The organism is Microbulbifer halophilus (assembly GCF_026183675.1).
Taxonomy (GTDB): domain Bacteria; phylum Pseudomonadota; class Gammaproteobacteria; order Pseudomonadales; family Cellvibrionaceae; genus Microbulbifer; species Microbulbifer halophilus.
The window spans coordinates 94,611-120,647 of record NZ_JAPIVK010000010.1; the positions used below are offsets into that span (position 1 = coordinate 94,611).

Here is a 26,037-nt window from a genome sequence, read left to right on the forward strand (position 1 = left end):
GCTTGAGTTTTCAGATATGCACTTCCAAGTCGAATCCGGGAGATGAATGGTTGATTTACTTGTCGGATTGCCAGTTTCTTGTACCACACTAATTGGCGGTTTTTACTAAGGAGTGCATAAGTAGCCCGACATGAAATTTCGGACCGTATGGGGCATGGATGCCGATTACGAGCGTACACGGATGTATTCACAGCGTGTCTGAAATTTCATGTCGGGCTACTTATGCACGTATTAATAAATGAGTAAATCTCTTACTGTACTGGTGTGTCAGCTCATTTCTATAGACGGGAGTCGTTGAGTCTTTGGCGCGATATCCTTGAAATATACTGTAATCTGCCGTAATTGAATGTAATTTCAGGAGGGTTTTATATATTCAGGGATATTCTATTGGCATATCTTTCCATACTCTGTAAAGTTGTTTTACTGAGATTGAGTCTGTAATTCTCGAATGCCAGGAAACAATAAGATCAAGGATTGAAACAAATGTCTGAAATACACACAAATATACCTGCCGCCGCTCTACCCACAGATCTGTCCGAGTCCAATGTAATAACTTCCGAATATGAATCATTCTCCCTGATTCCGAGAATGGGGCCTATGACTTATGCCTATCATTTTAAAAGAAGCTTTAGTTTTATTCTGGATCTGGCAAGGACGTCAGAGCTTTTAGATAGTGTGGTGGAATATAATGAGAAGTGGGGAAAGATTCCGGCTGTTCCCAATCTATTGCTCGACCAGTACTCTGAATCTGATAGCAGAAAGCCTGTAAAGAAAATTGATGCAAAGATGGTGATTGAGCCGCAGCTGAAAAGTACCACCGTTTCTTCGAGAAAAAGACTTGATCGGCTTCGTCGATTCAAGCCGGACAGGGTTCCCGTGAATGAGATCGTTTCGAATACGGATGTAAGAGAGATGGAAGCCGATGAGGCGCAGCTGGATACGCACATGAATATTCTCAGTAGAGCGGCGGAGCCGAATACTGTTGTTCACCAGCTCGCTGAGTCCGAAGTCATGTTCAATAATGATGGTATTTTTTCAAAGAAATTCCTAGATCTGCCTAAAAGTGATCGAATGAAACTTGTTGTTGAACACCTGGGTTTGGCGTCAGGAAAAGTGAGGAAAACTCAGGAGAAGATGGCCGAGCATATGCTGGATAGGGGACTGAAATACCTCTCGGGAAAGGCTGCCGAATTGCGGAAGATTGCTGAAGAGCAGCCGGACTTTCGGCAAAGGCTGGTAGGTGCGGTTGCGGGAAAGATCGACACCGACCGAGTTCTGGGAACTATAGATACTATCGAGGATCCGGTGATCGCCGAAAGCCGGGAATGGGCGTTCTTGCGTCAGGAGAGAGTGGAGCTGGCACTTGGAAAGCCACAGTTTCGTGGCCCTGTGGCGGCAAACTCTGTTGCACCGAATAGCACTCTGAGTATCAGCCGGAGCCACAGTACAGGTCGGGAGAGTCAGGACTACTCCCTCAATCGCGCACAGGACAGCCTGAGTAGTAACCAGCTTATCGCCAGCCAGATCAAGCAGCGTATGGGTACACTCTTTGACTATGGCTCCAACCTCGGACAAACCATGAGCGAGGAGGGCTTTTCGAAGGACAGCAGCCGTAACGAAAAGCGGAATCTGATTGAATCCACACTGAGTCGTATATCGGAGGTCAATGCTTCACAGAAAATTGTTGGGGGCTCCAATTCAAGCAGTCATGCACGGGAGTATGTCACGGAGGGGAAGGATAGCACTTTTTCAACCAGTGAGGTGGCTTTTGAGGTGTTTTCCCCAGTGAAAGTGACCCACTTTCTGGATGGTATCGGCGCAGTCTGGTGTCCTCGTATTGTCAATCCGTTCTCCAGGCTAAAGCAGGTAATAAAGGATTATCGGAGTAAGGTGGAAAGCGATTATATCAGAGAGAATGCGGTGGTTGATCCTGCGGAGCCGGCCCCGACCTATGAAGGGTTTGAGAGAGTACACAAAAGTACAACCAAGATTCGCAGCTCGGAGATCAGTGATGGTAATTTTTGGGAGAGAGATAATAATTACTCAGAGGTGGTTAGGATAGAGCTTTCGGATGAAGAGCTTTCAGATGGGTTCCTTATATCAAATGATGTGAAGGTTTCCTTTAAGCAGGATTCCAGTGGTATTTGGTCCACTACTCTCGATTCCGATCAGTATGAGGTTCTTGATTACGACGTTGAGGAACACGAAAGGGGGTCCCATATAGAGATCAAAGTCGGGTTTAAGATATTTGATGAGAATACGCTTACGGGCAATCCAAATTCTATATGGCTGGATGTGTCGGTTAGTAAATACAAGCTGACCCAGTCCTATCTTGAAAAGAAAAGAGAGTATGACAGGATTAATGATCAGGTTAATCCGGCCCGAAGAGAGGCTGTAGAGGTGCAGGCCAGAAAGTATGCTCGTCTAAAGTCCGAGGAATTGATCAGAAAGTACGAAAGTAGTGTTGAAGATCTGAAGGATTACGCCTTCGTCGCGCTTATGAAAAAAATATTCCAGGGGAGTGGTAGTGAGAGCCACTGGTCCTTCTATCAGGGGATTATCAAGCGGTGCGTGGACTGGAGCCGCGCGAGTATTGAACCGGAACCTGCATCGCCAGGAAGCCTGTCTGCGTCAGGGCTTTCTCCGTATCACTTTCTGAATGTCGAGGCGATACGATTCTTCTTGCCGGTTCATCCAGATTCGGAAGAGACTTTCTTTGAAGTGTTCGAAAATTCTGTTGACCAGGAATGGGCTGAGCTTTTTGAAAGTGTCAGGGACTATATTGATGGTCAGAGAAGCTCTGTTGAGGAGATGCGCGAGCGTATGAGTGAGGCTGACAGGGAGTCCTTGACTTTGGATAGCTACGATTCGGAGCTGGTCCTCGGTCAACACCTGGAGTCTGTTTTGAGCAAGCACGCCTTCAAAGTGTCATGAGTCGCCCAATGGATGCCATTGGAGATACAGCCGTGGCAGCTGTATCTCCTGCTGCAGATATCACAGCACTCGCCACAGAGCGCCTTCAGCCTGTCAGTTACCCTGTACGCCTGAACAATATCGCGGTTATGGGGCAGGCAGGTCAGTGGGCGCGTAACCTGTTGCTACGGCCGACCTATGGCGGTCGCTTTCTGTTACTTGTCTATCCCGAAGGGAACTTGAGCGAAGATGCATTGATTCGTCAGAGTGTCAATTTCCAGGCATTTAACAGCCGTCCTGAGCTGCTGGAAATTCGTGTCCCCGTCGAGCTGCAGGTATACCGGGATTGGTACTGGCGCCTGATCAAAACGCATTGTGCCAATGAGAAGGAGGAAGAGTACGAGGAGGCGGAAGCTCTTTATCAGAATAGCCCGGGTCTGTTGGGCGGGCGCTCGGCTCGGCTATTGGCGCAGAGCGCAGAGCGGCGGGGGGAGCTGAGCCGTCTGGTATATGATATCGAGCCGACGATGGAAGGGCGGCTCAGCTTCCGTGAGGAATCCGATCGGGATGTTGCAAAGCTGGTCGCCTGGTCCTGTCACCAGCCGTTTCAGGACAAAGGTCCGGGGGCCGTACTTTGGAAGCATTCCGAGGCGATACTGGAGTGGTACCGAAGTGTTGTCCAGTCCGTCGATCCACATTGTGTTTGGGCCCTGGGAGACACCAGTTACTCCGACGGAGTCCACAATCTCAATTTTGCCCGCCAGGTTGATGGAAAAACCGCCTGGTTCAGGAACGCTGGATTGCGCAAGGATCTGCTGTCGCTCTATCGTCTCTGCTATCGATACCATTGGAGCTTTGAGGCAATGCAGGCAGTGATGCGTGATTATCCCCATCTCGCTATGTGGGACGACCACGAAATCCGCGATGGCTATGGCAGTGATGAGGGTGATTTCATTGAAGAAAACCTGGCTATGAGGGATATCGCCAGACAGGCAGCGGAGGAGTATCTGTTTCAGCTAAGCCCACGCTTGCGTAGCGAAGCAGGGGAAAACGCAGACATAGACAACCACCAGGCCTACCTGGATAGCCCTTTGGCCGCTTTCATTTTTGATGGGCGCAACAGCCGGAACTACGGTGAGGACCTGCTGCTTCCAGCGGAGGCAACTTTTTCTTCCGGATATATCAACTCCCAGCGCTGGAGTGAGCCGGGCCAGGTAGTCAGCGATCAGCAGCTGGATGATTTTGAACGATTTTGTGGAGCCGTTAAAAACGCTGCCGATATTAAGTACCTTCTGATGGGGAATTGCGTTCCCTTTATCTATGTCGGGGAGACCCTCGAGGCTCTGGGATCCGAGTCAGCCTTGACGAAATGGATGGGCCATCACGATGACATTCGAGACAGTTGGCATTCCCCGGCAAACCGGCGTCAACTGAGCCGGTTGATCGATATCCTGAGGGATCTCCATCATTCCAGACCGGATATGGAACTGATCAATTTATCTGGCGATATTCATATCTCTAATGCATTCAAATTCCAGCCACCTGGATTTGAGAAGCCGCTTTATCAGGTCACTTCGTCGGCGTTGACAAATCGTCCTCCAATTGATGAGGATATATCCGATTGGATGAGTGCAGGGGATGGCGACGAAGGGAGTTCAGAGTCTGAGATACTGGGAACTATCGAGCGACTCTGGCACCAGGGTAAATTTCAAAATTTTCTCTCCCTCTCCGCTGATCAGTCCGCGTTGCATATACACCTGCATGTCTTCAACAGAGAGGATGACAGAGACTTTGGAGAAAGGGACATTCGATTGACAATCAAGCCGGGAGCAGGATACAGCTTGCAGAAATAACAGCGGTTGCCTTGCGGGCGGCAGTTTTTTCGAAACCTGAAATTATTTGGGACAGGCCAGGCGGGGCCCGCCATGTAAAGGGGAACCTTGTGTTCGTTCTGGTTGCCGGTGGAATGGGCCCCTACGGTGGATGCCGCCTGGTTTGAATCTGCCCGTGATGCTGGATATTGGGTCGAATCTGGCGTTCGCCCGGCCTGCCGCGGCCCGATTATTCCAATAGGCCTATCGGCCGGTCACGGAAGTTACCCCGGCGCCACCCAGGATAGACACACAGGTGTTGTGTTGTCATGGCGTCTTTCCTGCCGGCGACTCGTGCCGGCGCAATGGGCTGTTTACTCCGGCGCTATGCAGAACCGGGATCGGCCACATCTTCCGCTTGGTGCTGAAAGGCACCGTGGCGCAGATAGTGAATCACCTGCGCGATCACCTTGTCATTTTTCATCATGAAGACATGCGTGACCGGCATCGCCAGGTGATCTTTCATGCCGTCGAGCTTGGTACTTTCCACCGATACCTTGCCGTCGTCCGCGTCGGGAATCATCTGTGACAGTATCAGGTTGATACTGCGCGTACCGGCGATGATGCCCAGGTCGAAATCGGCCGGCCCGAGTTTGTTGGGTACACTGAGGCTGCCGGTGCCCAGTTGCAGGCCGGCGTCGCCGTAGATGAAGTGAAAACCGGGGAAGCTGCCCAGCCGGTCCACCACCTCGCTGCCGTTGTTGGGCGGCCCCAGCATCACCACACGGCCGAGATTGTCGACGGCTACATGGCTCAGGTACTGCCGCACGAGAATGCCGCCCATGGAGTGGGTGACAAAATTGACCCTGTCGCGACCGTCGCACTGGTCCAGCGCCGGCGCTATGGCCGGGCCGGCCAGTTGTTCGATCGGCTTGTCGGTGGAGGGATAGTCCACGTTGACGGTGGCGAATCCGGCGTCCGCGATGGCGGCCTCCAGTTCTGCCATGGAGGAATCGGACTTGCCCAGCCCGTGCAGCAGTATCACGCATTCCGATTCTGCCCGAGCGACCGGGGATAACAGGAAAAACAGCAGTAGGGACAATATTCGCATGGTTTGAACTCTTTTCTGTTTTCGCGCCAGTCTATCAGTTTCCCGTCTTGGCTTCGCCGTCATTGCCGGAAGGCAGGGGCGACTCGCCACCGCGCACATTCACATCCTGCTGCGGGAAGGGAATCGAGATCCCGTTTGCGTCGAAGGTCTCCTTCACCTGCCGGGTCAGGTCCCAGTAGACATCCCAGTAGTCCTGGCCCATTACCCAGGGGCGCACGATAAAATTCACCGAACTGGCCGCCAGTTCCGCCACCCGGATCATCGGTTCGGGGCTTTTCAGTACCTTGGGGTGGTTTTGAACTGTCTCTTCCAGTACCCGCTGTGCGGTTTCCATGTCGTCGTCGTAGCCGATGCTGAAGGTCATGTCCACCCGCCGGGTGGCGGTGGTGGTGTTGGTAATGACATTGCCCCAGACATTGGAGTTGGGAACGATGATGACCTGGTTGTCCGGCGTGATCACAGTGGTGGACATCATGCCGACGGCTTTTACCGTGCCCGCCACGCCGCCGATATCGACAAAATCCCCTTCGTCGAAGGGACGGCTGAACATGATCATCAGGCCGGCGGCCAGGTTGCCGAGGGTGCTCTGCATGGCGAAGGCGACCACAAAGGAAGCACCGCCAATCAGCGCAAACAGGGGTGTAACGTTGATTCCCATCAGCGACAGTACAAGCAGTATGCCAACCGCGAGTAGCAGCCAGAAAACAGCGGCCTCGATAAAGTTTTCCAGCAGCCGCGAAATGTGGGGAGAACGACGCGCAGTGTGCCTGGCCCAGCTGCCGATGATTCTGGCCACCGCGATGAGGCCCAGCAGTGCACCGAAAAATATGCCGAATTTGATCAATAGTTTGAGACCGCCATCGGCGGAGAACAGCCAGCCGCGGATGCGTCGCCAGATGGTGCCCGGATCCGCTGTGCGGGTCTGGGCCATCACCACCGCCGAGCGGTAGGCCCGGTATTCCTTGATCTTGTCGGCGTTGCCGCCTTTGCGTTCCCAATTTCGCAATACGGTGCCCAGGGATTGGCCGACGGCTTCGCGCTCGCTGCCGATGGCTACCAACGCCTCTCGCGCGGCGGGCACGGTCTCCCCGCTGGCGCCGGCGAGTTTCAGTTGCGCCTCCATCATTTCCTGGGTTTTGTCTTTGTACAGGGAAAACCAGGCGTCGGCCGCAGTGGCCAGCTCGTCCTTGCTCAACGGGATCAGGCGCAGTGTCAGCTCGTCGATACCGATGCTCGGGTCCACAATACGCTCGGGAATCGCCGGTGTCGGCTTTTCCCCGGCGTCTGCTTTCTGCTCCGTCGCCGATTCTGCGGTTTTCTGCTCGGAGGACGGATCGTCCTGCTGGGCCCATACCCAGCCGGAGGCGATCAGGAAAACGAGGGTTATCTGCAGTGTGGCGATGCGCGTCCGTGCGGGTAATGTCATATTCGGGGCAGCCCTGATTGATTCCTTGGCGGCAAGTATAGGAAAGTGTGCTCCGGGGTTGGTGGAAGCACCGTGCGCCGCTGTGAAGGGGACTGTGTCAGGGTGTCGGGGTATTCAGCGCGGCGATGAACTGCTCCGGCCTGTCGGGGGTCACTACCAGGGTGTGTACGGGGAAGCGGAGTACCACACAGTTGGCACTGTCGGTGGCGAAGGCGCGGTAGCGCCCCAGGGTGCTGTTTCGGAACAGGCCGATAAAGCCGAAGAGTCCGCCATTGCCGAAAATGCGTACCGAGCCGCGCATGGCCTCGGGTTTCACTTCTGCACTCTGGAGGTCTTTCAGGTCGATGCGGGTTTTCCAGCCCGGGCGCAGGATCCGCAGCATCTGTCCCTCGATCTCGTAGCCGCGGATGGCGAACAGGGCGCCGAGTGCGAGGATTGTCGGCGGCAGCCAGATGGAGACCGCGAACAGGGCAGATGCCGTTTCCGGTGCCCTGCTCAGCAGAATCGACGGCAGTGCCAGCAGCAGGAGTGCGACCAGGGCGGTCAGCCATTTCAGCTGGCGGCTCCAGGGGGCGGTAAAGCGGATGGATTGCATGGGTTTATCGAATTGATTGCGATGAACAGTCAGTCGATCATACCGGGGTAAGCCGGCGGCGGCAAAGTGGTCGCAATCGCCAGGCTGGTTGGAAAAGTCAGTAAAACCGGGTGGATAATAACCGGGATGCGAGAGTAGAATCTGTCCTGAGTGACCAAGTGATCGCTGCTGTTCTGGGGACAGAGATGCATACATCGGCCGGGAATCATCGTTCTGCACTGGTGGTGGAGGGCGGCGCCATGCGCGGTATCTTCGCGGCCGGGGTCCTGGATGCATTTATCGAAGTGGATCACGCGCCTTTCGATTTTGCCATCGGTGTCTCCGCCGGCTCCACCAACCTGATCGGTTATCTGGCGGGCGACTGGGGTCGCAGCCGCCGGGTACTGCTCGACCACGCCCGGCGGGCGGATTTCATCGACTGGCGGCGCGCCCTGAAAGGCGGGCACTTCTGCGATGTCAGCTGGCTCTGGCACGCCTCCTACAAGGAGGTGCCGCTGAATGTCCGTCGCTATTGCGACAACGGCGTTCCCCTCTATGCGGTAACCACCAGTATCCACACCGGCGAGGCCCGCTATCTGGAAGTGACGGCGGAAAACATGCACGAAGTGTTTCCCGCCTCCTGCGCCATTCCGCTTTTCTACCGCGATTTTCCCCGGGTGAACGGCGAGCCCATGACCGATGGCGGCCTGGCGGATTCCATTCCCGTGCTCCGCGCCTACGAACAGGGGGCGCGGGATATCACCGTGGTGCTGTCGCGCCCGCTCGGCTACCGCAAGCGGGAGGGTTCGGCGCCGAAACTGATGAAGCGCTTTTTCCACGATCACGCGCGGCTGTTCGAGGCGGTGCTCGAGCGGTCGCAGCGCTACAACCGGGCGCTGGACTTTATCCAGTCGCCACCGGCGGGTTGCCGTGTCACCGCCATTGCGCCGCCGGAGGATTTTCCGGTGGGGCGCTTTACCCGCGAGCCACATCTGCTGGAGCGGGGCTACCAGTGCGGCAGGGCGTCGGGTCTGGCGCATCTGGAGAGTGCGGCGGGGGGGCTGCCCGATGTGGGGTAGCGACCACGGCGATGTGCCCATCTTACACCGATCCATTCGCCTGCACGGCAGGCTCCTACGGTGTTGTGGCTACCTGTTACCAACGGAACAGGTACGGAAACAGCCTGTGTTTTTCCTCTTCCCCCAGTGATTCCACCCGGCGGATATTGTTTTCGGGAATGCTTTCGGGGTCGGGGTAGCTTTTCAGGACCCGCTCGATACTGGCCTCGCGGATCAGGTGCAGTATCGGGTAGGGGGCGCGGTTGGTGAGGTTTTCCGCATCCGCGGGATTCGTGCCGGCAAACTGGTAGGCCGGATGGAAAGTGGCGAGCTGGTAGATGCCGCTGTAGTCGTGCCGCTCGATCAGCCACTCGGCCAGGTCGAGAAACTGGTTGAAGTCCGCAAAATCCGGCAGGTGGTCGGGCAGGATCAGGAGCGTGGTTTCCAGCTCTTCCACAGGCGCCCGGTCGAGCCGCTGCATCTCCGCCAGCAGTTCGGCCATCAGGGGGTCGTCGTCGCGCGCCTCGCTGACCGCCAGGCGCACCTGTCCGGCGCGCAGTGGGCGGCGGGCAAAGGGGCAGAGATTGAGGCCCACCACCACCTCGACAAGCCACCGCTGCACGGCGGCGACAATTTCCTGCCGGGGCACCCCGGTTACCACATCAGGTCGTCGGGAATCTGGAACTCTGCGTAGGGATCGTCCTCGTCCGGTTCGCCGGATTGTGCCGGTGGCTGAACGACGATATCCGCATTGCGCTCGGCGATCTTGTCGGCGATCACCCGCGGTACCAGTTCGAACAACTCGTCCTGGGCGACGATTACCAGGCGGCCGTTGGCCAGGTGCTCGCGGATTTTTTCGGTGACATGGATGGTCTTAATCTTTTTGTCGAAGGTGAAGTTATAGGCGATATCGCCGTTGCCCTTCGGCTGTTTGTTGCTCTCCACCATCTGCCGGATCTGCGCCGCGATGGCTTTCTCCTGTGCCGCGGCCTCGCGTTCGGCGTTCAGGGCGCGGTCGCGGGCCACCTTTTCCTCGCGCGCCTTCTCGGCCGCGGCCTTGGTTTCGTCCACCACCGGCTGCGCGGATTTCTTTGCCACTTTCTGTTGCTTGCGCTTTTCCTTGCTGACCTGCTTGGCCTTCTTGCCGTCCACCAGCCCGGTTTTCTGTAGTTGGTCCTGTAGTGAGCTCATAGTATGTTTCCCGAATTTGGTGTCACCCGGTGGATTCTAACCGGCCGGCACGCTGCGCGATACCGGTCGGACCCATGGTATTTAGCTGCTGTAGTAGGTGGCCGCGCCCGGCCCCACCGGCAGGCCGAAGGCGAAGACCCAGATAAAGAACAGCAGGGTCCAGCCAATAAAGAAGAAGATGGAGTAGGGGATCATGGTGGCGATCAGGGTGCCGATGCCCAGGTCCTTTTTGTAGCGCGTCGCAAAAGAGACGATGAGGCCGAAATAGCTCATCATCGGCGTGATGATATTGGTTACCGAGTCACCGATCCGGTAGGCGGCCTGGATCACTTCCGGCGCGTAGCCCAGCAGCATCAGCATGGGCACGAAGATGGGTGCGGTCACCGCCCACTGGGCCGAGGCGCTGCCCAGCATCAGGTTTACGAAGCCGCACATCATGATAAAGAGCAGGAACAGCAGCGGGCCGGTCAGGCCGATGCTCTGCAGCGTGTCGGCGCCCACCACCGCGAAAATGGTGCCCAGGTTGGTGATCTTGAAGAAGGCCACGAACTGCGCAGCGAAGAACACCAGCACGATATACATACCCATGGTGCCCATACTTTTGGACATGGCATTGATCACGTCGCGATCGTTGCGCATGCTGCCGGTCACGCGGCCGTAGACGAAGCCGGGGACCGCGAAGAAGACCACGATCAGCGCGACTATGCCTTTCAGGAAGGGCGAGCCGGCCACCTCGCCGGTCTCCTGGTTGCGCAGCACACCCCACTCGGGAACGATGGACAGCGCCAGCAGTGCGCAGACGCCCAGTACCGCCAGGCCGGCGAATTTCAGGCCGCGTTTCTCGGCGGCGGTCAGCGCGCCCATCTTGTCCTGGGACAGGTCGACGGAGGCCTCGTTGGGGTCGTATTTGCCCAGCTTCGGCTCGACGATGGCGATGGTCACCCAACTGCCGACGAAGGTGACCAGGAAGGTGCTGACGATCATGAAGAACCAGTTCACTTCCGGGCCGACGGTGTAGCCGGGGTCGATCATATGCGCAGCGGACTCGGTGATGCCGGACAGCAGCGGATCCACGGTGCCGATCAGCAGGTTGGCGCTGTAGCCGCCGGACACCCCGGCGAAAGCCGCCGCCAGCCCCGCCAGCGGGTGGCGGCCGAGGGAGTGGAAGATCATCGCCGCCAGCGGAATCAGCACCACGTAGCCCAGTTCCGAGGCGGTGTTGGACAGAATACCGGCGAACACCACGACCACCGTGACCGTCCGTTTCGAGGCCTGCATGACCAGGCCACGCACCGCGGCGGAGAGCAGCCCCGAGTGTTCGGCCACGCCCACACCCAGCAGCGCCACCAGTACCGTGCCCAGCGGCGCAAAACCGGTGAAGTTGGTCACCAGGCTGGTGACGATGATCCTGAGCCCCTCGCCGCTGAACAGGTTGAAGACCTCGATCACGCCGCCCGGCGCGCGGCCGTCGGCGCCCACCGGGCGCGGGTCCGCCACGGCCAGGCCGAACCAGGAGGCGATGCCGCTGATGACCACCACGCCGATGGCAAACATCGCGAACAGGGTGATCGGGTGGGGCAGCAGGTTGCCCAGCCATTCCACGGTGTCCAGGAAGCGGGTGAAGGCTTTCTTTCGACCGCCCGGCAGCTGTTGTTCATGGGAGGAGGCGCTTGTCGTCATCCATCTTTCCTCTGGCGTCGTTCTTATATCGGTTGCCCCGCAGGACTGCCCGTACCATGCGCACTGGTTAAAAAATGCGCTAAAGGGTGGGGATGATACACAAAAGGGCCCCGCGACAGAATGGTTTCGAGTGAAAGTATCGACTGGAGAAGCGGGCACTAGCCCGGCTTCAGGCTGCGCCTCGTGGCCCGGGCCAGGATCTCTTCGGGTTTGCCGCCCTCGTCCAGCTCCCGCGCGCCGCCCCCGATCACCAGTGCGGAGCCCGTCCCGTTTGCCTACCCGGATGTTAGTCCGAGCCCGTCGAGTTCTTCTTTGAGCTGGTCGAAGGAGCAGACCTGTCTGCCGAGTATTCCCATACTGTTCGCCGCTTCCACGTTGACCGGGTTGTCGTCGAAAAAGAGTACCCGTTGCGGTTCTATCTCGAGTGTTTCCAACACATGGCGGTTTCAGGCTTGAACCAGTCGATACTGTCGAAAGTCTGATCGTCGGGCAGCCATGTATCCGGGAAGGGACTGGGGCACAGTTCAACCAGGACCCCGCCCAGGTCAAAAAGCACAACTTCGATATCGATGCTCATAGTGCAGTGAAATATTGTGGTTTGAAAAAATCGCTATGACTTTTTGTACAACCAGTCCAGCCCCTGAATTGCCGTGGTGGGAAAGGCGGTTTCGTGTTTTGCCTCCGGAATCAGCAGAAGCTTGCTTTCCAGCTTTATCCGGCTCTCACCCTTAAGCTTGCTGTACAGTTGTCTGGCGCCTTCGACCATATCGTGGATAGTGTTGCCCGCGTCCGGAGTTTCCTGCCCTCCCACTGCAATGAAAACCCGGCGTATCTTGTCCGTGGGTTCTGCGTCAAATGACAGGATTACATCGTCGTCGTACCAAACCGAGGGACTGCCGAGGATATAGTTGTCAAACATATCCGGCCGGGTCAGCAGCATATAGGCACCGAAGAGGCCGCCGAGGGAGTTGCCGATAAATGTTCGACTCCCTTTTTCCGTACGGTAGTTTTTCTCGATATAGGGAAAGACGGTATCGGCAATAAAACCGGCATGGCTGGCCGCATCGCCGGTCAATGATTGCCAGTCGCGATCCCGCGTCGGTGTGTAATCCCGGAAGCGGCTCGACTGACCGCTATCTCCCCTGGAATAGGAAATGCCCACGAGAATGGCTTCTCCCATCTTGCCGGAACCCATCGGGTAGCGGGTGGCACCTGAGACAATCTGGAAGGCATACCAGGCGTCGGTCAGATAGATGACCGGGTAGTGGAGTTGCGGGTTTTCCGGGTAACTCCGGGGCAGTTTGATAAATAGCGGGTAGACGCGCTCGCTTGTGCGATCTTCCAGTTCCACTACCGAGCTTCTCGGCACCTCGAAGGGGACTGTCTCTACAGCCTGGGCGTGAAAGACGATTGCGAGCAAAGCTGATAAAAGCAAACTTCTCATTTTTTGTGACTTGCTGTGGGGTGTGAATCTGGCCGTGACTGGCCCGTTCCGACCGAGCATAGCGAACTATTCCCGCCATTGGGAGTGAAGGGGGAAAGCCTGGGACAGGATTGCTTTGCAACACTAAATATTGTGCGAATGGCTGGGGTTGGGATATTTTTCTGAATGCCCGGTTTCAGCACCTTTCCGCCGCTTCCCTGCCGACTCCGCTGGTGAATATTTAGCCTCCCACCTTCGGACCCCGGTTGCTATACTCCGCGCCCCCGACAGCAGCACTGCCATTTGCGGAGTACTCGATGACTGATTCACTTTGTGACATAGGCTTTATCGGCGCCGGTGTCATGGGCAAAAACCTGATCCTGAACCTGGCCGATAACGGTTACCGGGTCTGTGCCTTCGACCTGGACCACAGCCGCCTGAATACACTGCTGGAGCAGGATGCCCGGGAGACACAAGGTGAAAGGGAGCGCGGTGGCCGGCCGTCGCGGGTGGAGACCTGCAACTCCTATACCGAGCTGCTGGCCAAAGTAAAGGCGCCGCACCTGATCATTCTCTCCGTACCCGCCGGCGCGCCGGTGGACGATGTCTGCAACAAGCTGCTGGATGCGGGCCTGAAGGCCGACGATATCGTCGTGGATACCGGCAACAGTCTCTGGACCCATTCCGTCGAGCGCGCGAAGCGCTACGAAGGCAAGCTGATTTTCTTCACCACCGCGGTTTCCGGCGGCGAAGTGGGCGCGCGTTTCGGGCCCTCGCTGATGCCCAGTGGCGATCCCTACGCCTGGAGCCGTATCGAGCCGGTCTGGCACGCCATTGCCGCCAAGGTGGATGCGGCCAGCGGTCAGCCGATCGAGCGCTTCGAGCCGGGCAATCCGGTAAAAGAGGGCGAGCCCTGTGCAACCTATATCGGCCCCATCGGTTCCGGCCACTATGTGAAAATGGTGCACAACGGCATCGAGTACGCCGATATGCAGATGATCTGCGAGGCCTACCATGTGATGCGCAGTTCGCTGGGCATGGCGCCGGCGGATATCGCCGCGGTGTTTCGCGAGTGGAACAGGGGCCCGCTGAACAGCTACCTGATCGATATCAGTGCCGAGGTACTCTCGACTACCGATGCGGACACCGAGCAGCCGCTGGTGGATGTGATCCTCGACCGCGCCGGCCAGAAGGGCACCGGCCTGTGGACCGCGGTCAGCAGCCTGGAAGTGGGCTGCCCGGCACCGAGCATCGCCGAGGCCGTCTACGCCCGCGCCCTGTCCACCCGCAAGGTGCTGCGCACCCGCGCGGCGCAGAAGCTGCAGGGCCCGGCCGTGGCGCCCATGGAGCCGGCCAGGCGCGCCGAGGCCATAGCGCAACTGCACGACGCCCTCTATTGCGCCAAGATCTGCGTCTACGCCCAGGGCTTCGACCTGATGAAGCTGGCGGCGCGGGAGCAGGGCTGGCAACTGGATTTCGCCGGTATTGCGCGCATCTGGCGTGCCGGCTGCATCATCCGCGCGGTTTTCCTGCAGTCCATCAGCGACGCCTACGAGCGCGACACCAGACTCTCCAACCTGCTGCTGGACGATTTCTTCGCCGGGCAGATCGCCGAGCACCAGGGCAACTGGCGCCGCGCGGTGGCCGACGCCACCATCAACGGCATTCCGGTGCCGGCGCTGTCCTCGGCGCTCAGCTACTACGACGCCTTCCGCACCGAATCCCTGCCCGCCAACCTCCTGCAGGGCCAGCGCGATTTCTTCGGTGCGCACACCTTCTCGCGGGTGGATCGCCCGGAGCAACAGAAATACCACGTGGAATGGAGTGAGCCGGAGCGGCCGGTGGTGGGAATCTGAGGATAGTGGCATTTGCCTGGGAGCTTGTGGCGGGCCTGCGGCCCGCTTGCCGAGCTGGGACTCGGCGCTCCCGGCGCTCCAACAGGGATCAGTCCCCGTCGTTGGGATAGCCGGCGACAAAGTCGAGATCCTGCCGGTCGCCATCTACCGCAAAGGATTTCTCTCCATTGTCCGGATAGAGGCCGCAGGCTTCGCCCGCATCGCAGATGCTGCCGTTGCCGTTCAGGTCGGAGCCGGCGGCGATAGCGTAGTCGCCGGATTCCAGGCCGGTGAACTCGAAGGGGTACTCGCCGTTGTCGGTGGATCTGGCCAGTTGCTGTACGGTTTCGTAGCCGCCCCCGTCGGCCGGTTTCAGCAGCCGGATATACAGGTAACCCGCGTGATAGCCGCTGTTGCCCGCGCCCACCCGGAGTTCCACCGGCAGCCGGAAGTCGTCGGCACCGCTGATGGGGAAGACCACTTCGCTGCTGTGGCTGCCGTCGGCCAGTCCACTGCGGTCCACGTCGACGCGGTAGCTGCCGAAGCCGTTGTGGTCCACATCCACCGCCTCCACGCCGGTGATCCAGCCGGCGCCGGCCTGAGGGGTGTCGGCCACCGAGGCGCCGTCGGCGCCGATATTGCGGATTTCCACCGACAGCATTGTATCTACATTGGCGAAGTCCAGCGTCTCCGGGTCGGCGGCGATCACCGGTTGGGTGGCTCCCTTGTTCGCCGCCTGTACCGATTTGTAGGCGTCCAGCAGGCCGTGGCCGTAGACGGGATCGCGGCCGGGGTCGCCCTTGTCTTGGGTGAGCTGGCCGTTGGCCAGCAGCGCATCCAGGTCGTCCGGTGTCAGTTGCGGATTGGCGTCCCGCATCAGCGCGAAGACGGCGGCGGCGTGGGGGCTGGCCATGGAGGTGCCCTGCAGGCTGTCGTAGTCGGCGCTACCACTGTCGTTCACATAGGTGCTGTAGACGCCGTCGCTGAAGCCGTCGCCGTTGGCATCGGCGGACAAATCACCGCCGGGAGCGGCCAGGTCCACCCAGTCGCCGAAATTGGAGTAGGGCGCCTTCTGGTCGTCGGCACCGGTGGCGCTGACGGCGATGACGCCCTCCATGGCGGCGGGGTAGGCGGGGGTATCGCTGTTGTCGTTGCCCGCTGCGGCCACGAGGATGACACCGGCGTCGCGGGCCGCGCTGAGGGCGTCCTGCAGTGTCCGGGAAAAGCCCGGGCCGCCGAAGCTCATATTGATGACGTCTGCTTTCTGAGTCTGCGTTGTCGGTTCGCCGGAATCGTTGTCGAGACCGGCGGCATAGCGCACCGCCTGGGCGATGTCGTAGCTGCTGCCGCCTTCCGCGCCCAGCACCCGCAGCGGCATGATGCGGGTGTCCCAGCCGGCGCCGGCCACGCCCTCGCCGTTGTCGGTGGCCGCGCCGACGGTGCCGGCTACATGGGTGCCGTGCCAGGAGCCGCTGTCGTCCTCGGGGTCGCTGTCCATGCCGTCGCCGTCGCCGGCGCTGTCCGTATCGCTGATAAAGTCGTAGCCGTCCACCTGCTTGCCGTCGAGATCCGGGTGCCCGCTGAAGATACCGGTGTCCAAGATCGCCACCGCGACACCGGAACTGCCGGTGGTGATATCCCAGGCGGTGGGCAGGTCGATATTGCCGTAGTGCCACTGGTCATTCTGTAGCGCCGAGTCGTACTGGGGGTCCTCCGGATCAGTCTGTCTGCGGTAGCGGTAGTCCGGCTCCGCGTATTCCACCGCCGGATTCACCTGCAGGGCCTTCAGTTTCCTCAGTGTGCGCAGCTTCTGCAGTGTCTGCGGGTCGGCGCCGGGGAAGGTCTGCCGCAGGCTTTTCGGCACGGTGGTATCCGTCAGGCGGTAGCGGTGTGGCAGGTCTGGCAGCGTGTCCGCTGTGGGCAGCAGGTCGAGCTGCTCCAGGGCGCGGGGATCGGATTTGCCTTTCCACTGCACAATCAGCTCGCCGGGGGCGAAATCGTCGCTCACGGACGGGGATCGGTCGCTGTGATCGTAGTTGCTGTCGACCCACAGTGTGTAGCCGCTGGCTCCCGATACGGCCTCTACCCGCAGCAGGTAGTCGCCGGCGCCGGTGTCGAGGGATTCGCTGTCGTCGAGCACGCCGGTACTCGAGTCGACCGGGGTCTCCGGATCGTCCGCGGTGTAGAGGTAGAGGTCCAGGTCGTTTTCCAGCGGGGACAGTGGCTTGTAGGCGTGGACTGTCAGGCGGATGCTCTGGGATTCCGGCAGGGACAGGCGGTACCAGTCGTCCGCGTCCTCCGCGGCGCTGGCGAAGCCTCCCAGTAGCACCGGGTTGCCCAGGGACTGGGCCTCCGCGTGTGTGTTGTTGGACTCGGCGGGGGCCTGCGGGTCATTGCTGTCGGAATCGGTGTCGCTGAAGCGCGCGGTGTACACGCTGCCGGAGAGTCGATGGCCGCTGTCGCCGCCTGTGTCGCCACTGCCGCCGTCCCCGCCGCCATCGCTCCCGCCGCCGTCACCGCTCTCCGCTGATGGCGAAGAACTGCTCCCGCCGCCACAGGCGCCGAGGGCAAGGAGCAGGGTGACAAACAGGAGGTGGCAGATCAGTTTCATCGGGGAGGGCATGAGTAAGGGATTTCTATTATTCGTTGCTTCGCGGCGGCCCGGACAGTGACCGCCAGCAGATGATCCCAGATGCCGCGGGCGCCCTCAACCGGGACCTGTGACTCTACTGAGCCTGTTCGTTGCAGAATCAGGGAGCATCGGTGGTGTCGGCAGAGAGACTGGCCTCGACCCGGGCCCGCTCATTTTCGCTCAGCGGGCCGTAAAAACGGGGGTAGTTCCAGCCGTAGCCCCAGCGGAAGCTGGTGGGAAGGAAAGGCGAACCGCCGACGCGCACTCCGGCCCGCATCAATCTACCCAGTTCCGGTTTGCCCTGGTCTGCAACGCAGAGTTCCAGCTCGCGATCGGCCGCCAGGCGCTCAGCGTAGGTGCCGCCTTTCCAGTAGGCCAAATCGTGGGCGATACAGCAGTCCAGCCACAGCTCACGCTCTTCCGCGGTGCCGTCGGGGAAGGCGCTGCAGCCATCGGTGGTGAAGGGCTTCAGGTCCGCGGCGCCGGCCGGGAGTGCCAGCAGGGCGGCGGCAAGGAGCAGCGGTGTGCGGAAAAGTGCGGTCATGTCGGAGCAGGTTCGGCATGGCGTTATTCGTAGGATGGGCAAAGCGTAGCGTGCCCATCGGCGTTGTGGGAGATGGGCACGTCGCTGCGCTCCTTTGCCCATCCTACAGTGGGTCATCTCTCAGGCTGTGGACTTCGTTTTCCCTACTGCGTTGCACGACGGCCTTGCGCCGGAGCCAGGATGTCAGAAAACCACTTCGTCCACTTCCGCGGCCCGCTGCTCCGCCTCGCCGCGGGAGGCACGCGCGACCATTTCATCGACATTGGCGCCTTCGGTATTGGCGCCGCCGAAGGCGGTCAGCAGATCCCGGAGCAGGGCGGAGATCTCCAGGGTCATCACGGAGAAATCCGCATCGAAGCGCTGGGCGGCATTGGCGGTGTCCGCGCCGTCGGCCTTCTCGATCAGTTCGTCGCCGAACTTGACGCGTTTCAGGGCAAGCTGGTCGTCGACGATAAACTCGATACCGCCGCGCCAGACCAGCCCCAGCTTGTGCACCTGCAGGCCGGCCACCAGGTGGTTGTGGATTTCCTCGGCGCACAGGTCCTGGTTTTTGCAGCGGATCACGCTGCCGCTGTCTTTCGGGTCCCGCAGCTCCGCCTCGTGGCCGAACTCGAAATGGTGCGGCGCTTCCGGCGCTGTCAGCCAGTGGGTCATGGCCTGCTGGGGAATATTTTTCGCCGACAGGGGCACTACTGCCAGGCTGCTGATGGCCTCGCGCAGGTTTTCCAACAGCTCCTCCGCTGCGGAAGCGGAGGAGGCATCCACCACCAGCCAGCCGTCTTTGGGGGCGATATAGGCGTACTGCAGGCGGGATTTGGCGAAGGCTTTGGGGCGCATTTCCAGCAGCACTTCGTCTTTCAGGTTCTGCCGTTCCTTGCGACCCACCTGGCGGGCCTCATTTTCGGAGATGGCCTGGGCCATCTCCTCGACTTTTTCGTTCACCACGGCCGCCGGCAGCACCTTCTCCTGCTTCTTCGCGCAGACCATCAGGTAGCCGTTGGCCGCGTGCACCAGCTCGCTGCCGTGGCGGCCCAACGGCGGCACCCAACCGTAGCGGGCCGCATCCTGGCTGCCGCAGGGAACGAAGGCGCCGGGCTCCAGCAGCTCGTTCAGTTTTTCGGCAGTCAGGGCGAATTCTCGGGTGAGGCGGTAGACGCGCAGATTTTTAAACCACATTGCAACAGGCCATTCTTTCTTTCATTTTCGGGCGGCCGGCAATTATGGGCAATATGCCGGGTCAGTGCCAGTTGCACAATGGGACTCACGATTGCCGAAATTTCTCCGCGACCCAGCTGCGAACCTCGGCGAGCCCGCCGAAACTGGCGGTCGCCCGGGAAAAATCGTGCTGCATCGACATGGCATTGGGCACCACCAGGCAGGGAATGCCCGCATCGGCGGCGGCCATCAGGCCGTGCTCGGTATCTTCGATCGCCAGGCATTCGTCCGCCTTAACGCCCAGGCGCTGCATCGCCAGCCGATAGCCGTCCGGGTGCGGTTTGTTGCGTTCCACATCGTCACTGGCAACCACGGTTTCGAAGTAGGGTGCCAACTGGTGGGTGCGGGTTGTGGCGGCGACCACGGCCTGGCTGGAGCCGGTCACGATCGCCATCCGCAGCCCCTGCGAATGGAAATGGCCGGTGACTTCGCGGGCGTCGGGCATGATCGGGAAGGCGGTGCGGGACAGGTATTCCCGCGTTTCCACCACTTTCTGTTCCACCAGGCGTTCCGGCGTCTCGGCGATGGAGAAGCGCGCGATCATATCCAGCGCGTTGGCCCGGGCCGGCACGCCGGCATAGATATCGCGGTACTGCCGCTCGCTGAGTTCGGTGTTGTAGCGGGCCAGCACCGTCCTCCAGATCTCGAAATGGGCCGGCTCCGAGTCCACCAGTGTGCCGTCGTGGTCGAAAAGAATGGCTTTGATGGGCATCGGGACCTCCGTCAGTTCGAAATCTGAAAGCAACCATTCTACCGAATCCCGGGGCGTAGGTGGGGGTGGAGGTGGAGTAGGCCGCGCCGTGCTATAACCGGTATCGCTATCAGTAGCGGTCGATAAACCTGCAGTGGGGTAATAACAATGAGGATACAACTGAGAAAAATCGCCTTTGCCCTGGGAATATCCCTGGTCGGCGGATCGGCAGTTGCCGCGGAGCTGGAGGCCGGGTCCCCGGACGGCAGAATCCGGGTGGTGGTGAGCGATGCGCAGGGCGTTCCCCGCTACAGCGTGCGCTACCGCGGTGAAACGGTGGTCGAACCGTCGCGGTTGGGCATGGTGTTCAAACAGGGGCAGCCCTTCACCGGTGGATTTGAAATCGCCGACAGTGAGCGGGCCTCGGCCGACAGCCGCTGGCAGCAGCCCTGGGGCGAGCGCAGGAAAATGCGCGATCACCACCGGGAACTGAGTGTGGATTTTGCCCGCGCCGATGGCGACGGCAGCTTCACGGTGCGTTTTCGCCTGTTCGACGACGGTATCGGCTTTCGCTACGAGGTGCCGGAGCAGGATGGCCTGGAGCAGGTGGAGATCGTCGACGAGCTGACCGAGTTCAATATCACCGGCGGCGGCCGATCTACTGCCTGGTGGATACCGTCCCGGGGCTGGAACCGTTACGAGTACCCGTACAACACCACACCGCTGCAGGAGGTGGACCGTGCCCATACCCCCTTCACATTCAAGCTGGCCTCGGGCGCGCACCTGAGCATCCACGAGGCGGCGCTGGTGGACTACTCGGCCATGTCCCTGGACCAGCAGCGGCCGGGCCACTTCAAGGCGTCGCTGGCGCCCTGGTACGACGGCACTCTGGTAAAGACCGATGCGCCGTTCGAGTCTCCCTGGCGCACGCTGCAGATTGCCCCCGATGCCGTGGGCCTGCTGAATTCCGACCTGATCCTGAACCTGAATGAGCCCAACAAGCTGGGAGATGTGTCCTGGGTGCAGCCGGGCAAATACGTCGGTATCTGGTGGGCCATGCATCTCGACAAAAAAACCTGGGGATCCGGCGAGAAGCACGGAGCCACCACTGCCGAGACAAAGCGCTATATGGATTTCGCTGCAAAATACGGTTTTGACGGCGTGCTGGTGGAAGGCTGGAATACCGGCTGGGACGGCGACTGGGCGTCGAATGGCGATATCTTCAGTTTCACCCGCAGCTATCCGGATTTCGACCTGGAAGAGGTCGCCGACTACGGCCGCAAAAAGGGCGTGCGCCTGGTCGGCCACCACGAGACTTCCGGCGGCGTCAGCAATTACCGCGAACAGATGGACGACGCCTACGACCTCTACCGGAAACACGGTGTCACCCAGATCAAGACCGGCTACGTGGCAGACGGCGGCGGGATCAAGCGCATCGACGAAAACGGCATCGCGCGCCGCGAGTGGCACGACGGCCAGTTTATGGTCAATGAATATCTGCACAGTATAAAAGAAGCGGCCGAACGCAAAATCAGCATCAATACCCACGAGCCGGTCAAGGCCACCGGCCTGCGTCGCACCTACCCCAACTGGATTTCCCGCGAGGGTGCCCGCGGCCAGGAGTACAACGCCTGGGGTTCGCCGCCCAACCCGCCGGAACACACGGCGATTCTGCCCTATACACGCATGTTGTCCGGCCCCATGGATTTCACCCCCGGCATTTTCGACCTGGGCTTCAACGGCCTCGACGGCGAGAACCGCCCGCAGACCACACTGGCCAAACAGCTTGCGCTCTACGTGGTGCTCTACAGCCCCATCCAGATGGCCGCGGACCTGCCGGAAAACTACGAGGCCAGGCCGGACGCCTTCCAGTTTATCGTCGATGTACCCACCGACTGGGAAGAGAGCCGCGCAATTGCCGGCGAAGTGGGGGACCATGTGGCCTTCGCGCGCCGCGAGCGCGGCGGGGACGACTGGTACCTGGGTGCGCTGACCGATGAAAATGCCCGCACGCTGGAATTGCCGCTGGATTTCCTGGAGCCCGGGCAGCGCTACGAGGCGCAGATCTACCGCGACGGCGCCGAGGCGGACTGGGCCACCAATCCCTACGATATGGTGATTGAGAGCAAGACGGTGACCAGCGAGGACAGTTTCCGTTTCAGGCTGGCGCGCAGCGGCGGGGCCGCGGTGCGCTTCCGCGCACTGGATTGAATTTCCGGTGCCGGCAATTGTTCACTACCGAAAAAAAGGGGCTTGCAGCCCCTTTTTTTATCGGCAGTCCGGATACGGCTTTACTACTCGATAACGAGGTTGCCCCGCTTGTTCTGTGCGTAGATGGTGTAGGGCAGGGCCACCGTATCCGTGGCAGTGGACAGGACACTGTCGAATACATAGAAACCGAGTACCCAGGCCAGATAGATGGAATTCGAATTGGAGTGCATCTTGCAGGCATTGTAGGAAACACCGCTGTAGACGCGCGGGATGGATTCGCACGAGGTGTTCTGCCTCTTCAGTTTGCTGGATACCTCCGAATCGGAGTTCGACAGTGGGTAACCGTGCCGCAGCCCGAGAGGGCGAGAAGACACACGAAAAGACACAGTTGCTTCATTGCTTTTCCTTCTGTTATCGGGCGCGCGTTGGACTCACGGAGTGACCGCCGGGTTCCAGCCTAATGTAGATCCAGAGGCCAGGCAATCTGTTGCCGGGTGCATCCGGTGCGGGGCTTGATGCGTCGAATGTGGTGTGAAGCTCTTGTAAAACCGGATAACAAGGATGGAGAAACATGCGCGCGATCGGTAATTTCCTGTGGTTTGTGCTGGGCGGTGTGCTGATGGGCCTGATGTGGTGGCTGGCCGGCGTTATTGCCGCAATCACCATTGTCGGTCTCCCCTGGGCCAGGGCCTGCTTTGTGATCGGGCAATTCACCTTCCTGCCGTTCGGCCGCGAGGCGATCAACCGCAGGGAGCTGTCCGGCCGGGACGATATCGGCACCGGCCCCTTCGGTGTGGTCGGCAATATTCTCTGGTTTGTATTTGGCGGCCTGTGGTTGGCGATCGGGCATCTGTGCAGTGCGCTCTGCTGCTTTATCACCATCATCGGTATCCCGTTCGGTATCCAGCACCTGAAGCTGGCCGGCATCGCGCTGTGGCCTGTCGGCAAGACGATCGTGAGCCTGGACGTGGCCGCGGTGGCGCGCAGGGTCGATGCCGAGTCGACCGTGGTGGGGCGGCGTGCGGGCAGGTGAAATACCGGCCGGAGGGGGCAGCGCTACCATCGACTGCCGCGCTCCCCGGTGTAAACAGCGGGGCTGTGAGGTATCGTGTTCCGGCCGGAAAGCCGGTTGCCAGCTTTCCTGTTAGACGGGCAAAGCTCCCGGGAGCAATCTACTATTTCCTGTGATGATTGGCCGGATGATTCGGGGTTGGCGTATTGTCGGACGATACCGCATGATTCATCCAGATGACAAGGTATAGATCCTGCTCCCAGGAGGCGTCGATGAACCCCTGATCGACGGACAGCTTGTACATATAGGCATAGGCGCCGACCATCTCCAGGCGCAGGGTATTTTTTTGCACGTTATTACTGTTTAAATGACTGGACTTCCAGTCAAGCATGGAATTCATCTCTGTAAAAAAAGCATCGGTGGGATGCTGAGCCCCAAACTGCATTCGGTTTAGCTGCGTCATCGGGCTGGGTGACCGGGTTCTACCACCATAGGTGTAACTGGCTTTTCGGTGGTGATGGCCGGATACGGCAATGGCCAGCCCCTCTCTCTTTACCTCGCTCCTGGTTGTTGCAGAACCAGGCCAGGTTCCTGTATTGAACTGCTGCTGGTTGCTGCTGTTGGCGGTCATATGGTCCCGGTTGGTCAGGCTGCCGTTCCCCCAGGGACCGCTTTTCCCGGTGAGCGAGCCGTATTCGCCCACATCCCATTTTTGCAATCCGCCGCTCGAACGGTCGCCCCGGGTTCTGTCGATCTGCCCCACCATCTTGTTCGGGATCCTGGAGGGGTGGCGTCTGCCCGCGTTCTTAAAGCGGACAAACTGTTCATCGGTCATGTAAGCATAATTGACCAGATTATTATAAAAGAGGCGTTGATTGATAGTGGCTGATCTCGTTCCGTTTGTCTGGTAGTTCTTTATTTGTTGGCATAATTGGCCAAGGTCGTCGGCGTAGAATATTTTGCTTCCGATGATTGTTACATACATGGTTAAGAATCCCTTCTCGATTTTTGTCGTCAATCTTTACTTGAGCCCGGAGAGGGGGAAGTTCGATTGCCGGTAATTTTCTGGGGTCCCCGAAAGAGGGCAGCAGGCTATAGCCAAGGACTGAGGGGCCATTTTAACGGCTTCTGTAATCGTGATGTGCGGTTTTTGATGTCAACTTAAGCTGTTTTTCTTTTAATGGTAAATATTTTATTAGTGCGGGCGGAGGTACCCTGTGGTGGGAGTTTTTCGAGAAGACGGGAGGCGTTTGTCTACGAGATGGGCGGGCTGTCGCCCGCCCGCTGTGGAGGACGGTCAGGCGCCCGCTTTCAACGGCAGTCCGGTAACGCGCTCAATGGCCCCCCAGATCACGCTTACCACTGCGTTCCAGACCTTCTCGATGGTAACGGTGAGCAGGCCCCGCAGGGTTCTGGCGAAGTTGAGTGCCATATCCTCGAGTGAGTCCAGGAAGTAGTCGGCCAGGTCCTCTTCGATTTCCTTGTTGACCATCGCCGTGGCAATAAGCTGGGCCTGTTTGGCGAGTGCCGTTACCTGCCGCTCGGAGAAGCCGCGGATCTCGGCGATATCGTGGTCGATGACGGCCGAGGCGGTCTCCTTGATGTCGGCGACCAGCTGGTTGACATCCAGTGACATATCGATCTCCTTATCGGTTCAGGAAGGCTTCGTAGGTGAGTGCCTGGTCCATCGAGAGGACCACCCCGTTTTTGAAAATTTTCACGGCGCCCGGTGTCAGGCCCCGGTCTGCGTCGGTCTGCCGCATTTTCTCCAGGGTTTCCGAAATCTTCTGCAGGGAGGCGACGCTGGGAGGCCGGTCTTCAAACAGTATCTCCCTGTCGTTTGAACTCAGGTAGCCATTGATTTTTTTCAGGATATCCCGGTCCGGTATCGGGCGGCTGCCGGACTGCATGGCAAGGGCCTCGATCTTCCCGATCAGGGCGTGGTAGGTGTCCTTCCGCTCGGGGAAAGACTGCTTGCCGGTACCCGTGGATACCGATGAGAAGAAGCCCAGCAGGCTGGCGTTGACGTCCGTCAGGTCGGAGTAGAGCTTTTTGTCGTAAGCGGGGGCCAGCTGCACGCAGCCCGTCAGTATGACCGAAAACAGTAGCAGGGCGATGGATTGCCCGACGAGGGGGATTGCGCGCATATTATTCTCCTTCTTTTTTAAGTCGCCTCGAAATCGCGATGGCGCATACAGGCGCCGCCGTTACTGGCGGCGCCTGCGGCGATATGCGGCTCCTCAGCCCATCCGGTGAAGTGCGCAGATCTTGTTGCCGGCGGGGTCGCGGAGGTAGGCCAGGTACAGTTTTCCCAGGCCGCTTTCGCGCACGCCGGGAGGCTCTTCACAGGCGGTGCCGCCATTGGCGAGCCCCGCCGCGTGCCAGGCGTCCGCCATCTCGGGGTTCTCTGCGGCAAAACCGATGGTGCTGCCGTTGCCGTGACAGGCCGGCTCGCCATCGATGGGCTTGGTGATTGCGAAAATGCCGCTGCTGGTAAAGTAAAAACAGCGGCCTTTTTCGTCCAACTTGCCCGGTTCGTGGCCCATGGCGCCCAGGATGGCATCGTAGAATGCCTTGGATTCCTCAACGTCGTTTGCGCCGATCATTACATGGCTGAACATGGCTTTCTCCTTGTGTGGAATTTATACGATTTTCTGGGTGTAATGCAGGGGCAATTTTCTGCCTGGGCTTTGCCCACCCTGCGAAGATG

Annotated in this window: 23 protein-coding genes; 6 read left to right on the forward strand and 17 right to left on the reverse strand. The window is 59.4% G+C overall.

From position 1 onward, the window contains the following. The first annotated feature begins 483 nt into the window (after nucleotides 1-483). Nucleotides 484-2,934 (forward strand): hypothetical protein, encoded by a 2,451-nt coding sequence (locus OQE62_RS07275; RefSeq protein WP_265721350.1) that lies wholly within the window; start codon nucleotides 484-486, stop codon nucleotides 2,932-2,934. Nucleotides 2,935-2,942: 8 nt separating this feature from the next. After that, nucleotides 2,943-4,766, forward strand: a complete 1,824-nt coding sequence (locus tag OQE62_RS07280; RefSeq protein WP_265721351.1) for an alkaline phosphatase D family protein — start codon at nucleotides 2,943-2,945, stop codon at nucleotides 4,764-4,766. A 343-nt stretch (nucleotides 4,767-5,109) separates the two neighbouring features. Here the strand turns inward: OQE62_RS07280 and OQE62_RS07285 are convergent, their stop codons facing one another. The 3 genes from OQE62_RS07285 to OQE62_RS07295 form a co-directional block, all read right to left on the reverse strand. Continuing rightward, nucleotides 5,110-5,835, reverse strand: coding sequence for an esterase/lipase family protein (locus tag OQE62_RS07285; protein ID WP_265721352.1), 726 nt, complete (start codon nucleotides 5,833-5,835; stop codon nucleotides 5,110-5,112). 34 nt (nucleotides 5,836-5,869) lie between these two features. Beyond that, complete coding sequence (locus OQE62_RS07290; RefSeq protein ID WP_265721353.1) at nucleotides 5,870-7,261, reverse strand: mechanosensitive ion channel family protein; 1,392 nt, start codon at nucleotides 7,259-7,261, stop codon at nucleotides 5,870-5,872. Between the two features lie 97 nt (nucleotides 7,262-7,358). Beyond that, entirely contained in the window at nucleotides 7,359-7,856 is a 498-nt protein-coding gene (locus tag OQE62_RS07295; RefSeq protein WP_265721354.1) for a PH domain-containing protein, read from the reverse strand. A 185-nt stretch (nucleotides 7,857-8,041) separates the two neighbouring features. Between OQE62_RS07295 and OQE62_RS07300 the strand changes: the two genes are divergently transcribed. Beyond that, on the forward strand, nucleotides 8,042-8,914 hold the full coding sequence (locus OQE62_RS07300) for a patatin-like phospholipase family protein (RefSeq protein WP_265721355.1): 873 nt from the start codon (nucleotides 8,042-8,044) through the stop codon (nucleotides 8,912-8,914). A gap of 76 nt (nucleotides 8,915-8,990) precedes the next feature. On the opposite strand, the gene OQE62_RS07305 is transcribed toward OQE62_RS07300, so the two are convergent. The 5 genes from OQE62_RS07305 to OQE62_RS07325 form a co-directional block, all read right to left on the reverse strand. After that, nucleotides 8,991-9,542, reverse strand: coding sequence for a DUF1415 domain-containing protein (locus tag OQE62_RS07305; protein ID WP_265721356.1), 552 nt, complete (start codon nucleotides 9,540-9,542; stop codon nucleotides 8,991-8,993). A gap of 5 nt (nucleotides 9,543-9,547) precedes the next feature. Further along, nucleotides 9,548-10,084: a DUF2058 domain-containing protein gene (locus OQE62_RS07310; protein WP_265721357.1), complete on the reverse strand. Its 537-nt coding sequence runs from the start codon at nucleotides 10,082-10,084 to the stop codon at nucleotides 9,548-9,550. Between the two features lie 81 nt (nucleotides 10,085-10,165). Beyond that, the gene (locus OQE62_RS07315) at nucleotides 10,166-11,764 is read right to left on the reverse strand and encodes an AbgT family transporter (RefSeq protein WP_265721358.1); all 1,599 of its coding nucleotides are present in this window, start codon (nucleotides 11,762-11,764) and stop codon (nucleotides 10,166-10,168) included. Nucleotides 11,765-12,039: 275 nt separating this feature from the next. Further along, nucleotides 12,040-12,201: an HAD-IA family hydrolase gene (locus OQE62_RS07320; protein ID WP_265721359.1), complete on the reverse strand. Its 162-nt coding sequence runs from the start codon at nucleotides 12,199-12,201 to the stop codon at nucleotides 12,040-12,042. A 173-nt stretch (nucleotides 12,202-12,374) separates the two neighbouring features. After that, nucleotides 12,375-13,199 (reverse strand): alpha/beta hydrolase, encoded by an 825-nt coding sequence (locus tag OQE62_RS07325; RefSeq protein WP_265721360.1) that lies wholly within the window; start codon nucleotides 13,197-13,199, stop codon nucleotides 12,375-12,377. Between the two features lie 305 nt (nucleotides 13,200-13,504). Between OQE62_RS07325 and gndA the strand changes: the two genes are divergently transcribed. Continuing rightward, on the forward strand, nucleotides 13,505-15,043 hold the full coding sequence (gene gndA, locus OQE62_RS07330; RefSeq protein ID WP_265721361.1) for an NADP-dependent phosphogluconate dehydrogenase: 1,539 nt from the start codon (nucleotides 13,505-13,507) through the stop codon (nucleotides 15,041-15,043). Between the two features lie 88 nt (nucleotides 15,044-15,131). Here gndA and OQE62_RS07335 read toward each other — a convergent pair whose 3' ends face one another. From OQE62_RS07335 to OQE62_RS07350, 4 genes are all read right to left on the reverse strand, one after another. After that, entirely contained in the window at nucleotides 15,132-17,645 is a 2,514-nt protein-coding gene (locus tag OQE62_RS07335; protein ID WP_265721362.1) for a S8 family peptidase, read from the reverse strand. Nucleotides 17,646-17,772: 127 nt separating this feature from the next. Beyond that, nucleotides 17,773-18,198, reverse strand: a complete 426-nt coding sequence (locus OQE62_RS07340; protein ID WP_265721363.1) for an FAD-binding oxidoreductase — start codon at nucleotides 18,196-18,198, stop codon at nucleotides 17,773-17,775. Between the two features lie 183 nt (nucleotides 18,199-18,381). Next, nucleotides 18,382-19,374 carry a recombination-associated protein RdgC gene (gene rdgC, locus OQE62_RS07345; protein WP_265721364.1) on the reverse strand — a complete coding sequence of 331 codons (993 nt, stop codon included), beginning with the start codon at nucleotides 19,372-19,374 and terminating at the stop codon, nucleotides 18,382-18,384. A gap of 85 nt (nucleotides 19,375-19,459) precedes the next feature. Further along, nucleotides 19,460-20,125 (reverse strand): HAD family hydrolase, encoded by a 666-nt coding sequence (locus OQE62_RS07350; protein WP_265721365.1) that lies wholly within the window; start codon nucleotides 20,123-20,125, stop codon nucleotides 19,460-19,462. A 147-nt stretch (nucleotides 20,126-20,272) separates the two neighbouring features. On the opposite strand from OQE62_RS07350, the gene OQE62_RS07355 reads away from it, so the two are divergent. Further along, nucleotides 20,273-22,315 (forward strand): glycoside hydrolase family 97 protein, encoded by a 2,043-nt coding sequence (locus tag OQE62_RS07355; RefSeq protein WP_265721366.1) that lies wholly within the window; start codon nucleotides 20,273-20,275, stop codon nucleotides 22,313-22,315. Between the two features lie 83 nt (nucleotides 22,316-22,398). On the opposite strand, the gene OQE62_RS07360 is transcribed toward OQE62_RS07355, so the two are convergent. Then, nucleotides 22,399-22,701 carry a YceK/YidQ family lipoprotein gene (locus OQE62_RS07360; RefSeq protein ID WP_322746566.1) on the reverse strand — a complete coding sequence of 101 codons (303 nt, stop codon included), beginning with the start codon at nucleotides 22,699-22,701 and terminating at the stop codon, nucleotides 22,399-22,401. Between the two features lie 185 nt (nucleotides 22,702-22,886). On the opposite strand from OQE62_RS07360, the gene OQE62_RS07365 reads away from it, so the two are divergent. Further along, the gene (locus tag OQE62_RS07365) at nucleotides 22,887-23,348 is read left to right on the forward strand and encodes a YccF domain-containing protein (protein WP_265721368.1); all 462 of its coding nucleotides are present in this window, start codon (nucleotides 22,887-22,889) and stop codon (nucleotides 23,346-23,348) included. Nucleotides 23,349-23,490: 142 nt separating this feature from the next. Here the strand turns inward: OQE62_RS07365 and OQE62_RS07370 are convergent, their stop codons facing one another. The 4 genes from OQE62_RS07370 to OQE62_RS07385 all read right to left on the reverse strand — a co-directional run bounded on the left by OQE62_RS07370 (nucleotide 23,491) and on the right by OQE62_RS07385 (nucleotide 25,948). Then, nucleotides 23,491-24,345: a hypothetical protein gene (locus tag OQE62_RS07370; protein WP_265721369.1), complete on the reverse strand. Its 855-nt coding sequence runs from the start codon at nucleotides 24,343-24,345 to the stop codon at nucleotides 23,491-23,493. Between the two features lie 279 nt (nucleotides 24,346-24,624). Further along, nucleotides 24,625-24,963: a hypothetical protein gene (locus OQE62_RS07375; protein ID WP_265721370.1), complete on the reverse strand. Its 339-nt coding sequence runs from the start codon at nucleotides 24,961-24,963 to the stop codon at nucleotides 24,625-24,627. A 10-nt stretch (nucleotides 24,964-24,973) separates the two neighbouring features. Continuing rightward, on the reverse strand, nucleotides 24,974-25,474 hold the full coding sequence (locus OQE62_RS07380; protein WP_265721371.1) for a restriction endonuclease subunit S domain-containing protein: 501 nt from the start codon (nucleotides 25,472-25,474) through the stop codon (nucleotides 24,974-24,976). A gap of 93 nt (nucleotides 25,475-25,567) precedes the next feature. Beyond that, nucleotides 25,568-25,948 (reverse strand): VOC family protein, encoded by a 381-nt coding sequence (locus OQE62_RS07385; RefSeq protein ID WP_265721372.1) that lies wholly within the window; start codon nucleotides 25,946-25,948, stop codon nucleotides 25,568-25,570. Nucleotides 25,949-26,037 lie beyond the last annotated feature (89 nt).